Source organism: Marinobacter sp. DY40_1A1, assembly GCF_016597815.1.
GTDB lineage: Bacteria > Pseudomonadota > Gammaproteobacteria > Pseudomonadales > Oleiphilaceae > Marinobacter > Marinobacter xiaoshiensis.
On the sequence record NZ_VCHA01000008.1, the window covers coordinates 23,377 to 36,103 of the forward strand.

Sequence of the window (12,727 nt, forward strand, 5' to 3'; positions counted from 1 at the left end):
GTTCATTCCTTTAAGGTAATTGGCTCGATTGGTCCACTTTCATCTTGTGGAGTAACCCGACCGATAATGGCTGTGTGCGGATAGCCCAGGGCTTTCAGCTCTCGAACACACTCTTCTGCCTTATCAGCCGCAATACTCGCCAACAAGCCGCCCGCAGTCTGCGGATCAAAAATCAGCGGATAGCGTGGGTGATTCACCCATTTTTCCTGATCCCGAATACCACGACGCAAGCGTATGTTGGCCGGTTGAAGAGAGCTGAGAATGCCTGCTGCAGCTGTTTCTTCCGCTCCGGGCAGGATGGGTATCGCAGATAGGTCCAGCTCTGCATCCACACCCGATGGCCGTGTCATTTCAACCAAGTGACCCAACAATCCGAAACCGGTCACATCGGTACAGGCTTTTGAACCTGAACGACGCAGGCAGTCTGCCGCCGCCTTGTTGGACTGCACCATGGAGGCGAGGGCCGAATCTATCCATCGTCCTTTGGCCGCCAAGCGGGCGTGAGCGGCGAATAGCGTTCCAGTGCCAATCGGCTTGGTGAGAATGAGTACATCACCAGCTCGCAAGCCGCCTTTACTCATCACTTCATCGGGATCTATCAAGCCATTAACTGCAAAGCCCAGAGCAAGCTCCTGGCCTTCACCAGTATGACCCCCCACCAAAGCACAACCGGCTTCATTCAACACATCTACAGCGCCAGACATCATCTGGAAAACAACGTCCTCCACTTTGGATTCAATACCGTAAGGCACCGTAGCCACAGCGGTGGCACTCTGGGCTTCTGCGCCCATAGCAAATACATCGCCCAAGGCATGGTTGGCTGCAACGCGGCCAAATGTGTAAGGGTCGTCAATAAATGCTCTGAAAAAGTCGACGGTATGCACCACCGCTTTTCCTGGCGGGACTCTCAGCACGGCTGCGTCATCGGGCGCATGCAGGCCGATAATAATATCGTCCCGATCAATGGGCCGAAGCTCACCCAGTGCACGGGAAAGCACCGTACTGCCAACTTTGGCACCGCACCCACCGCAGCGCATAGCAACTGCAGAGATGGCCTGGGATGCCTCCTCAGGATTCTGGGCTGCTGCTGTATCGGGCAGGGCGCCAGATTCTTCCATGGCAGGAAGATCGGTGAATTTTTCCATGAATCGGCGGTCGATCCAGTCTTTCCAGCGCCACACCAGGGCACCATCGAACTGCATATCACCACGGGAAGCTACCGCATACTTGTCACCGGTGCTGATCAACGCCAACCATTTTTTCTGGGGATGGAAATCTTTGGGGGCCTTGCCCAATGCCATGCGTTTAAGGTTGTCCGCCAGAGGGGGGCCTTGACGCACAGCAAACACCCCCGCTTTCTCGCGGGGATGGTTAACCACGTTAGCGATATCGCCGGCGGCAAAAATGCTGTCGTCGTTCTCAACCTGCAAGGTGTCTCGCACTCGCAGGAACAGGCCGTCGTCCAGCGCCAGGCCGGTTTCTTGAAGCCAGGCTGGTCCGCCTGCTCTGGTTACCCAAAGAACTTCATCGGCCTGCTGGGTTTCGCCAGAGGCAGTGCGCAACAACCTGTCGCTGACCTTTTCTACCGGGGACCCAAGGTGGAGTTTTACGCCACGATCAGAGAGTGTCTTTCGGAAAATCTCACGAACTTTGGCGTTATGGGTTGGAAGAATTTCCTTGGCTGCATCAAATAGATGAAAGTGCAGCTGATCAGAATCCCGTCCACGTTTTTCCAGTTCGTTCTTGAGCCGGTATTGCATGGCGAGAGTGAGTTCTACGCCTCCTGCACCTGCGCCTACAACACCAACGGTTAAGGGCCCTTGGTGATTCTCGATACGGGAGAGCAAGGCAAGCCATCGATTATTAAATCCGGTGATTGGTTTTACAGGCACTGCAAATTCAGAAGCGCCTTCAACCTCATTCACTCTGGGAGAAGAGCCTATATTGATCGAGAGTATGTCGTAAGGCACATCCGGACGGCCTTTGCAGATCACACGCTTGCGATTGCGATCTATGCCTATGGCTTCGGAGCGATAAAAACGTGCGCCAGCAAATTCTGCCAACCGGCTCAGGTCGATGTGCACATCATCGTAGCTGTAATGCCCAGCCACATAACCTGGCAGCATTCCGGAGTAGGGGGTGTGAGTATCACGGCAAATAAGGGTCAAGCGCACGCCGGGAACGGGTTTCATTGCAAACCGTTTGAGTACCCCGACGTGGCTGTGCCCGCCGCCAATCAGAACTATGTCCCGTAATACAGGCTGGTCAGGCGTTCGCATCAGTTAATTTTCTTGGCTTCGGCCGCCAGTTGGTCGAACCCCTTGATGCTGGAGAAAGCCTTCAGCTTATCCGTATCATCTGCCGATGGATTGGCAATCTGGTCGATGGAGGTTATGCCAGCCTCTTTCATCTTTTTGGCCGTTGCAGGCCCAATACCTTTAACCAAGGTAAGATCGCTTCTGTCAGCGGCTTTCGCTACTTTCGCTGCAGGAGCTTTTTTTACTGCGGGCTTTTTGGCTGCGGCTTTTTTAGGTGCTGCTTTTTTGGCAGCAGGCGCTTTGGCTTTGCTTTCTTTCTTGGGTGCGGTGCTTTTCGCAGGGGCTTTCTTAAGCTGTTTTTTGCTTTCTTTTTCAGCCTTGCGAATGTCTTCTTTCGAGGCAACGCCCAAACGCTCGAGAATGCTGGACTGCAGTTCGTGGAACTCTTCCAGCCGGCGTTCAAACTCATCAGTGAAACGCTTCATTTCACGCTCACGAAGCTCGTCCACTTCTTTCAGTAGCTTACGCACCGGATCCTGAACCTGGTGTTGCAGGGAATCGAAGTGCTTCATCGCATCGTTGATCAGCGCTTCTATCTGGGCAGATGTCTTCTCAAATTCCTTGTTGACCTTCTTTACGATTTTATCAACGCTCGATTTGGCATTTTTCGCCATGGTATTCACTCCTTGAGGCGGGTAGAACGGATAATAATCAGGCCATATGCCGCATGCTGGACACGGAACCTGAGGAACGTCGTGATTTCAACGACTGCTTTTTGGAAAGCACCTCTCTGATACGGCGTAACTTTTCTTCAAGAGTGGTGTCACCGTCAGACTTTAAATCAGAAAAATCGATTGAGTAGAAAAAGTTGCTGCAGTGTTTTCTGCGTTCGGTAATAAGTCCAGGCACGTTCTCCGCCCGAATTTTATCAAACGGCATATCCATAACCAGATCAAGCGTGACTGTATCGCCGGGGTTGAACATCTTGTCCGTCTTCATAACGCAACCGTAAGAGTCCAATTCAAATAGCGCAGCTTCAACCCGTTCCTTGCGGAACAGGCCGTGCCGGATTGTGAATTGGGCGACCAGATCGGGCAACGCTTCGTTCATGAATACCAAGTCTCTACAGAAGCTGTTTGAATACTGATTAAACAATAGACACTGATAGCAAGATTTGCAACGCCATCAGTGTCATACGATAAACCTTTAATACTGTTCTTCAACACCTATCGGGTGATAATTTCATACATGTCAATTCTGCGGTCTTTAAGGTTGGTAACAGAGCCTTCGTTACGCACCAATGTGAGTTTTTCGAGATCCATGTCCGAGAACATAATCATCTCGGTATTTGGCGTGGTCTCTGCCATCACTGCATCGTGAGGGAAGGCAAAGTCAGAAGGTGAAAACACCGACGATTGCGCGTACTGCACATCAAGGTTTTCCACTTTCGGCAAGTTACCAACACTGCCAGTGATTACCACATAGCACTCGTTTTCGATAGCCCTGGCCTGGGCGCAGTGGCGAACCCTCAAATAGCCGTTCTTGGTATCTGTCCAGAATGGCACGCAGATTATGTCTACTTCTTTCATTGCTGCAATTCGCCCGAGTTCGGGAAACTCGATGTCATAACAGATAAGAATCGCAACACGGCCAGAGTCTGTGTCGAAAACTTCAAACTTGTTGCCACCTTCAACCACCCAATCACGGCGCTCGTGTGGGGTAATGTGGATCTTCCGCTGTTCGTCTACACGACCATCCCGATGGCATAGATAGGACACGTTATAGACCCGGTCGTTCTCCAACAAAGGCATGGAACCGGTGATGATATTGATGTTGTAGCTCACCGCCATCTCTGACATACGATCCCGGAACTGCTGCGTGAAACCGGCGAGGAAACGTATGGCTCGGGTTTGATCTACTTGATCGGTCAAACCCATCAGAGGCGCGTTGAAAAACTCCGGGAAGAGTGCAAAGTCACTCTTGTAATCGGAGAGTGCATCCACAAAGTACTCAACCTGCTCCAGCACTTCCTCAACTGAACCAAACTCTCGCATCTGCCACTGAACGGCACCCATACGAACCTGGGTTTTCTTTTCGTTCAACACAGAGGAGGGCGGGGTATAGAGAATGTTCCGCCACTCGAGCAAGGTTGCATACCCCAGAGACTTTTCATCCTCTGGCAGGTATTTGTGCATCAGCCGGGTTACCTGAAAATCGTTGGAAAGCTGGAAGCTCAAAATCGGATCGTAGATGTCTTTGCGGTCAACGCGATCAATGTACTCGGCCGGAGTGTACTGCTCGGAATACTTGTGATAGCCGGGTATACGCCCGCCCGCAAGAATGGCACGCAAGTTGATTGAACGGCATAGTTCCTTGCGAGCTTCGTACAGCCGGCGCCCAAGCCGATACCCGCGATATTCCGGATGGATAAACACATCCAGCCCGTAAAGTGAGTCGCCCTTCGGGTTATGCCGGATCTGCTCATTGCTCAGAATCAGGTCATCATAGGTATGAGGGTTACTGAATCGCTCGTATTTGACGGAAACAGTCAGAGCAACGGCCACAAGCTCGCCATGATCTTCAATACAGATCTGCCCGTCGGGGAATTGCTCAACCAACGCCTTTATGGTGTCTTTGGGCCAAGCCCCACCAATATCGTCGTAGACCCGATCCATGAGTACCTGAAGCTGTTCATAATCATCAAGCTTCAGGTTGCGGAGGTTTAGATGCAGCTCTTCATGGGCCATTCAGTGGGGCTCCTGTACGGCGTGGAAATGAATTTACGAAACAAGTTTATCAGAAGGCATTAAAGAGTTCGCACAGACGGCCGTTAATCAGTGAAACAAAATAGGGAGCGCGCCGTGCATCTTACATTTGGTCAAAAGCTACTCGTCACTTTCAGCATTCTACTCTTGCTGGTTATGGCCGCCTTCACAATTTCCGGCAACCTCCGTTTGCAAAACACGTCGCAAACCTATGTGGATTCATTAATCGAAAACACTGCAGAGCAGAATACGTCAAGCATTGCTGAATGGCTCAACACCCGGCTTATAATGACCGAATCAACGGCTAAAGCTCTCGAGTCAGTGGCAGACGATAAGCAAGCACATACGTTGCTGCAGGCAATTTCAACAGGCGGCAATTTCAAGGATGTGTACGTGGGCCGTGCTGACGGGTACATGTTGATGAAAAGCCAGGCCGATACTGACACTCTACCTGAGGGCTATGATCCGCGCACCCGCCCCTGGTACAAAAGAGCCATGGAGCTTGGCCGCTCATCCTTTACTACTCCATACCTGGATGCTGCAACCGGCGAAATTATTATCTCTACATTTGCCCCGGTGAAGCGTGGGACGCATCAAGGTGTTGTGGGTGCGGATATTACCCTTAACGCCATTGAGCGCATGCTGTCTGTGATCAATCTGGCAGGCACTGGTTATGCTGCGCTGATCAGCAATGACGGCACGGTGCTGTACCACCCAACCCGGCGCCTGATAGGTAAAAATATCAGCTCGCTACTTGGTGGGGCTCCAAAGCTGAAAGAAGGCTTGCACAGCTTTAAGCAGGAAGGTGCTGACTGGAGCGCCAGCTTTCATGCTATCAGCGATGCCCGCGGTGTTGACTGGTATTTGGGTACCTTCGTTAACCAGGACAAAATAAGCGCCCCTGTTCGAAACGCCATGATAACCGGCGTGATAATGGCTGTTGTTGGGCTTCTGGTATCACTTGTTGTACTGCATTTGGGAATTCGTACCCTGATGGCTCCGATTCGCAGGTTGAATGCAGCCATGGCAGACATAGGCTCAAACGATGCAGATCTCACCCAGCGTTTAGACGACAGCGCCCGCGACGAGTTCGGCCAGTTGGCTGCAAGCTTTAACCAGTTTGTCGGTAAAATTCATCAGGTGGTTCGTGAAGTGCAGCAGGGTAGCAGCGAACTGGCTACCAACGTAACGGCGCTCAGAAGCACGGCCAAGACCAGCCGCAGCAGCGTTGAAAATCAACAAACCGAAATCGATATGGTGGCGGCCGCGATTAACCAGATGTCCGCAGCAGCCCATGAAATTGCACAAAACGCCCAGCAAACGGCAGACGCAGCTAACACAGCGGATGACGACAGCAGGGCATCGCTGGAAACCATGTCTGCATCACGAGATGCGGTGCAGCAGCTGTCTCGCGAAGTAAGCACAGCTGCAAAAGTCATCGATTCACTAGGTCGCGATGTTGCCTCTATCACAACGGTGCTGGAAGTTATTCAAGGCATTGCTGAACAGACCAACCTGTTGGCACTGAACGCAGCCATTGAAGCTGCGCGGGCCGGAGACGCTGGTCGCGGTTTTGCCGTGGTTGCAGACGAAGTAAGAAACCTTGCGCGGCGCACCCAAACCAGCACTGAAGAAATAAACGATATGATTGAGCGGCTGCAGACCGGTGCCAATGATGCGGTAGATGTAATGAACGCATCAACAGCGGTATCTAACGTAAGCATGGAAAAAGCGCAGGATGCCATGGATTCCCTGAACCGCATCACTAGCGCCATTACCGCTATCAGCCAGATGACATCTCAGATTGCCACTGCCTCAGAAGAGCAAACCTCGGTTACGGAAGAGCTGAATTCGTCGATTACCCGCATTGCGGATCAAGGCCAGGAAGCCGCTGCCGCTGCCAGTGAGAATGACGTTTACAGTGGACAAATAGAACAGATTGGCCACACCCTTGATGGCAACGTATCCCGTTTCCGGGTTTGATTGGGGCTTAATCGCGAAGTAGCTCAATCCGCCAGCGCAGGTTGTTCAGCGTATCGCGGCCAATGCTTCCTGACTCTTCACTCAGGAAGGGGTTGTCCAAAACGATGATGGTGCGTTTATCCAGGTTAAGATTAGCAACCGCCGCACCATAATACTGCTCAAGAAACACGCCAAAACTGCCGTCCCGAATGGCGCGCTCCATTCCGAGCTGCAAACGGTGCGCTGTTACCTGGTCTTCAGGGCCTACAAACAGGTAAGAGGGCATTGGATAGGCCAGCACCAGGTTGGGCTCTATCGTCATCTCGGGGTCATTTTCCATTTGCAGGTCGTTAATTACCTCACTGACACCCCTGGCAAAGCAATCGAAACGGTGTTTTCTTAACATTCCAAAGAGAATTTCGTAACGGGAATGGGTAATAACTGGAATCTCGTTGTTTCTGAGTATTGGAGTGTCTGGCCAGTGATCCCCTTGGCCAATTCGCACGCCCCTCTCACGAAGATCGTCTAGGGAGTGAATACCCTCAAACAGTGAGAGACTTTCTGGCATAACCACGCACACGCGAAAACCAAGCAACCCTCCGTCTACAGGAACCGGCACAGGGGTCAAAAACTGCTCCCGCTCCGCTGATGTGGCCACGTTTGCAATATCCACCATACGGGTTCCGCCTCGACCCAGCTCGCGCAGTGCTCGCCCTTGGCTAAGCTCCTGGCTCCGGATAATGCGGAACTCCCCATACTCGGGTGTTTTTTCCAATGCCAGAGTAACCAGTGCATAGATAGCAGGGCTATCGTAATTCCGGTACCAAAGGACATACTCTTGTACAGGGTTGTGTGCGGGGTTTGCATGAGCAAAGCAACTCGACACAAGCGCACAAAGGAGTGTGAGGGAGAGCCTGGTGGCAGCAAACAGTTTGGTGCCTGCTTGGTCACAGGTTAAACGGCGTTGGGCATATCGCACTATCCGAATCCTTGTGAAATGTTCCGAATCCGTTCCAGCTCGCATAGGCCAGCTGTTTTGACGTTATGACTAAGATTACGGGTAATCAAACTTTAGATCAGAATTCTCCGGAGAGCCGGCAAATCTCTCCAGAAATATGTAAAAGAGTGTTGCGATGTGTGTCCGGCATTGTAATCATCCGCCTCAATACAACTTACGGAGCACAATGATGGCCTTAATAGACAATATTATCGGGGCGACCGGTCAATGGATTTCAACCACAGACCCCAAGGCAACCCTGGCGCAACCCGTCGAGTGGCTGAAGAAAACCGGCGGCTACGCCGCCGTTAACCGCCTTATAGGCTTGTCGATTCCGTTCGCGCCCCGAAACCGGTTCAGCGTTGAAGAGGTTCGCCCGGGTTACGTGCGAGCGCGCATACAGCTCAAAGGTAACAAGAACCACTTTGGCAGCCTGTACGCAGGGGCTTACTTTCTTGTGGCGGAAATTCCGGGTGGGGTACTCACCTTGTTTGATCTTGGCCCCGCCTACACACCAATCCTGAAGGAAATGACGCTGCAATTTTTGCTGCCCGCCAATTCGGATGTGACTGTCGAGTTTGAATTGTCACCGGAAGAGGTTGCGGGCATTCTTGCAGACGCTGACGCTACTGGTCGGGCGAAATTCAGCCTCACCGGAGAACTGCGGGATATGGACGGCAATCACGTTGCTACATCCATTGCTCAGTACCGGGTTCGCAAGAAAGGCTTCAAGCCCGCGGCATAAGGAGAAGCCTGAGGTTGTTCCTCAGGCTGGATCCAGCTTGGCAATGGCGGCGAGGAATATCTCGCCGTATTTCTCCAGTTTTGCCGCACCCACACCGTTCACGCCGGCTAGCTCATCAAGCGTTTGAGGCTTGCGTTCCAGCATGTCGAAAAGAGTGGTGTCGTGGAAAATAACGTAAGGCGGCACGCCTTGTTTGTCCGCAAGCTCCTTGCGGCACGCCCTTAACGCCTCCCAGCCCACGTGATCTGTAACCTGATCTTTAACCGGGCTTCCTGTTCTTCCACCTGAAGAGCGGCCTGAAGACTTTTTAACGACGGGGTCTTTGCGCAATTCGACCTTGTGCTCGCCTTTCAGTAGTGGACGGCATTCTTCAGTGAGCTGCAACGCGCCATAGCCATCGGGATCAGTTCTCAAGTAACCGTTAGCCACCAGTTGACGGAACACCGATTTCCATTCGCTAGCCGAAAACTCCGCACCAATGCCATAGGTTGATACCTGATGGTGTCCCAATTGCAGCACGCGCTCATTTTCTGAACCCCGTAACACATCAATCAGGTGGGTAACACCAAAACGCTGACCCGTACGGAACACACAAGAGAGTGCTTTTTGCACCGCCACCGTGCCATCCCAGGTCTCAGGCGGGTTCAGGCAGGTGTCACAGTTACCGCAAGGCGCATCCAGTGCATCGCCAAAATAGTTCAGCAAAACTTGTCGGCGACATTTGGTTACTTCACACAGCCCGAGCATAGCGTCCAGCTTTTGCCGTTCAATACGCTTGAAATGATCATTGCCCTGGGAAGCTTCCAGCATCTGCCGGAGTTTAATCACGTCCTGAAGTCCGTACACCATCCAGGCGGTAGAAGGCTTGCCATCACGGCCCGCACGGCCGGTTTCCTGGTAATAGGCTTCCAGGCTTTTGGGTAAGTCGAGGTGTGCTACAAAGCGCACATCCGGTTTATCAATGCCCATGCCGAAGGCGATGGTGGCCACAATAATCACACCATCTTCCCGGAGGAAACGCTCCTGATTACGTGCCCGATCGTTGGCCGGAAGCCCCGCATGGTAGGGCAGTGCGGTGTAACCTTTCTGGGCTAGCATCTTCGCAGTGGCATCCACTTTGTTGCGGGATAAGCAATAAACTATGCCACAGTCGGCTTCATGTTCTGCTTTAATAAAATCAAGCAACTGCTTGTTTGCGTTAATCTTAGGCGCTATTCGATACTGAATATTAGGGCGATCAAAACCGCTAATGAAGTGCCGCGCCTCGGTGAGGGACAGGCGCTCCGCGATCTCTTTGCGGGTGCGCTCATCGGCCGTGGCCGTTAACGCAATCCTGGGGATGTTTGGGAATTCGTTAGCGAGCACCGCCAACTGCAGATAATCAGAACGGAAGTCATGCCCCCATTGGGAAACGCAGTGGGCCTCGTCGATAGCAAATAACGAAATGGACGCATCGTGCAGTAGTTGCAGAGTACGGGGCTGTATGAGCCTCTCAGGTGCACAATAAAGAAGATCAAGCTCACCGGTGCCAAGTGCGTACTCGGTAGCGCGCGCCTGCTCGAAATCCATTGTGGAATTGAGAAAGGCCGCTTTCACTCCCAGTTCACGCAGTGCAGCAACCTGATCTTGCATCAAGGCGATCAGTGGCGAGATAACTATCGCCGTACCGGAGCGAACAAGCGCAGGCACCTGATAACAAAGAGATTTACCGCCGCCGGTGGGCATAAGCACCAAGGCATCGCCACCAGACACCACCTCATGGATGATATCTCCTTGCAGAGGGCGGAAGGATTCGTACCCGAACACTTCGTGCAATACCTGTTCGGGGCTTCTGCCAGAAGTTGTGGGCCTCTCGGCAGAAAGCTGTTCAAAGTCCTGGTCGGGATACATAGAATAACCGGTCAATCGCGAGGCTGGAGTGAAATCAGGTAGCGGATCATACCAGATTCACCGCAAGGAATGGCCGGACAAGCCGTGTTTTTGGGAAGCAAACCCACGGGAAAACCGATACAATATCGCGGTTTTAAGCCTAGGTTTAACAGCTCAAGATAATCGATACACACAACAACAGGGCAGCCATGCAGGAATTTGACGCCATCCGTCCCTATTCGGACGAAGAAACCGGCCCGGCGATTCAACGGTTGGTTAACGACCATGAGTTTTTGGATATGGTCGGGCGCTTCAAGTCGCCCTTACTTGCACGCTGGGCCCCGGCACCTTTGCGATTTTTTACGCGACGCTGGCTTTCCAGCCGATTTGGACACTTCACAAAGGTAGATGATCTGCAGGCTGGGCTTTCTGGCTATATCGGTGAACTGATTGAAAGCACAACGGCCCGTGTAACCACCAGCGGCCTGGAGAATTTGAGCAAGCAGGGCGCCTATCTTTTCATATCCAACCACAGGGATATTGTTTTTGATCCCATGGTGGTGAACTACCTGTTGTTCCATAACGACTTGCGTACCACTCGGATCGCCATTGGTGACAACCTGCTCGCAAACCGTGTATTTGCTGAGATGATGCGGCTTAACAAGAGCTTTATTGTGCGCCGTGACATGACCAGCCCGAGGGAAATGCGTGACGCATATATCACCCTCTCTGGATTTATCAACTACAGCGTTGCCAGTAACGAGAATATCTGGATTGCCCAGCGAGAAGGGCGCGCTAAAGACGGTCGTGATTTTACCGACCCGGCAATCATCAAGATGTTTTACATGAGTTGTAAAAAGAGCGGGTTGAGCTTTGCAGAAGCCATGAACAAGCTCCGCATTGTTCCGGTGTCCATATCCTACGAATACGATCCTTGCGACGCTGATAAAGCCCGCGAACTGGAAACAAAAGCCCGCAGTGGTAGCTACAAAAAAGCAGAAGGTGAAGATACCGAGCAAATCATGAAAGGGCTGACCCAGTTCAAGGGCCATGTGCACGTCCATTTTGGCGCCCCCATTCTCGATGCGCCCGAGAACGCCAAAGAACTTGCTGCAGTGATCGACACCGAGGTGCACGCAAATTATCGCCTGCACGCCTCTAACCTGATCGCCTACGAGATGCGCGGCCAGAATGCTGAGGGCGCTTACAGCCTGGATGTTGTTCGAGAGTCAGTGGTAACCGCCGAAAACTGGTCAGAAGCCGAGATTCAAACCGCGCGCGCGGAAATGGAAAGAAGACTCGAAGCTTGTGATCCGGCAATTCGACCCTATCTGTTGGATATGTATGCTAATCCGGTTCAAAGCGCACTGGATGCAAACGCCAGGTTAAACGCACCGGAATAATCCGGACAACAATCTCCCTTTCAGAAAACGAGGTACTGCGTGCAGGATCTTCAATATATCGAGCTGGAAACCCGAGCCAATCCCACCGCTGCTGTTATCTGGCTGCATGGCCTTGGCGCAAGCGGGCATGATTTCGAACCGGTAGTGCCAGAGTTGGGTTTGCCAGACGATGCAGCGGTACGTTTTATCTTCCCCCACGCGCCCAATCTGCCGGTCACCATCAATGGCGGAATGTCCATGCCAGCCTGGTATGACATCAAAGCGATGGATATTGACCGAATTGTAGATACCGACCAATTGATGGCATCGGCCCGCGCCGTGGGCAAGTTGGTTGATCGGGAAATTGAACGCGGTATTCCTTCCGAGAACATCGTTATTGCAGGGTTTTCACAGGGTGGGGCGGTTGCTTATGAGCTTGGCCTGACATACCCGAAACGTCTGGCAGGCATTCTGGCACTTTCCACCTACTTCGCCACAGCGAAAACGGTAAAGCCTTCCAAAGCAAACGCCGGTATTCCAATCAATATTTATCACGGAACCTTTGACCCAATGGTTCAGGAATCGCTTGGTGTGCGTAGTGTGGAGGCACTCAAGGAAATGGGCTACGAGCCGGCGTACATGACCTTCCCTATGGAGCACAGTGTGTGCCTTGAGGAAATTCAGGAGATCGGGCGCTTCATTCACAAGCACGCCCTCTAAAAACCATTAAAACGTGCCGGCATTCAGGT

Annotated in this window: 10 protein-coding genes; 4 read left to right on the forward strand and 6 right to left on the reverse strand. The window is 52.3% G+C overall.

What is annotated here, in order from left to right:
- Nucleotides 1-2: 2 nt before the first annotated feature.
- The 4 genes from selD to FFI61_RS16945 form a co-directional block, all read right to left on the reverse strand.
- On the reverse strand, nucleotides 3-2,279 hold the full coding sequence (gene selD, locus FFI61_RS16930) for a selenide, water dikinase SelD (protein ID WP_200371826.1): 2,277 nt from the start codon (nucleotides 2,277-2,279) through the stop codon (nucleotides 3-5).
- Entirely contained in the window at nucleotides 2,279-2,932 is a 654-nt protein-coding gene (locus FFI61_RS16935) for a helix-hairpin-helix domain-containing protein (protein WP_200371827.1), read from the reverse strand. The genes selD and FFI61_RS16935 overlap by 1 nt, the downstream gene beginning before the upstream one ends.
- 37 nt (nucleotides 2,933-2,969) lie before the next feature.
- Nucleotides 2,970-3,368: a hypothetical protein gene (locus FFI61_RS16940; protein ID WP_200371828.1), complete on the reverse strand. Its 399-nt coding sequence runs from the start codon at nucleotides 3,366-3,368 to the stop codon at nucleotides 2,970-2,972.
- Between the two features lie 116 nt (nucleotides 3,369-3,484).
- Nucleotides 3,485-5,005, reverse strand: a complete 1,521-nt coding sequence (locus FFI61_RS16945; protein ID WP_200205234.1) for a bifunctional GNAT family N-acetyltransferase/carbon-nitrogen hydrolase family protein — start codon at nucleotides 5,003-5,005, stop codon at nucleotides 3,485-3,487.
- Between the two features lie 114 nt (nucleotides 5,006-5,119).
- Between FFI61_RS16945 and FFI61_RS16950 the strand changes: the two genes are divergently transcribed.
- Nucleotides 5,120-7,006, forward strand: coding sequence for a methyl-accepting chemotaxis protein (locus FFI61_RS16950; protein WP_200371829.1), 1,887 nt, complete (start codon nucleotides 5,120-5,122; stop codon nucleotides 7,004-7,006).
- Nucleotides 7,007-7,013: 7 nt separating this feature from the next.
- Here FFI61_RS16950 and FFI61_RS16955 read toward each other — a convergent pair whose 3' ends face one another.
- A complete protein-coding gene (locus tag FFI61_RS16955) occupies nucleotides 7,014-7,964 on the reverse strand; it encodes a hypothetical protein (protein WP_227715025.1) in 951 nt (316 codons plus the stop codon).
- Nucleotides 7,965-8,172: 208 nt separating this feature from the next.
- Here FFI61_RS16955 and FFI61_RS16960 point away from each other — a divergent pair, with 208 nt between their 5' ends.
- Nucleotides 8,173-8,727 (forward strand): DUF4442 domain-containing protein, encoded by a 555-nt coding sequence (locus FFI61_RS16960; protein WP_200371830.1) that lies wholly within the window; start codon nucleotides 8,173-8,175, stop codon nucleotides 8,725-8,727.
- Nucleotides 8,728-8,748: 21 nt separating this feature from the next.
- Here FFI61_RS16960 and recQ read toward each other — a convergent pair whose 3' ends face one another.
- On the reverse strand, nucleotides 8,749-10,617 hold the full coding sequence (gene recQ / locus FFI61_RS16965; RefSeq protein ID WP_200371831.1) for a DNA helicase RecQ: 1,869 nt from the start codon (nucleotides 10,615-10,617) through the stop codon (nucleotides 8,749-8,751).
- Nucleotides 10,618-10,805: 188 nt separating this feature from the next.
- Here recQ and FFI61_RS16970 point away from each other — a divergent pair, with 188 nt between their 5' ends.
- Together FFI61_RS16970 and FFI61_RS16975 are read left to right on the forward strand one after the other, a co-directional pair.
- The gene (locus FFI61_RS16970; protein WP_200371832.1) at nucleotides 10,806-11,999 is read left to right on the forward strand and encodes a 1-acyl-sn-glycerol-3-phosphate acyltransferase; all 1,194 of its coding nucleotides are present in this window, start codon (nucleotides 10,806-10,808) and stop codon (nucleotides 11,997-11,999) included.
- A gap of 39 nt (nucleotides 12,000-12,038) precedes the next feature.
- On the forward strand, nucleotides 12,039-12,698 hold the full coding sequence (locus FFI61_RS16975) for an alpha/beta hydrolase (protein ID WP_200205239.1): 660 nt from the start codon (nucleotides 12,039-12,041) through the stop codon (nucleotides 12,696-12,698).
- Nucleotides 12,699-12,727: the final 29 nt, after the last annotated feature.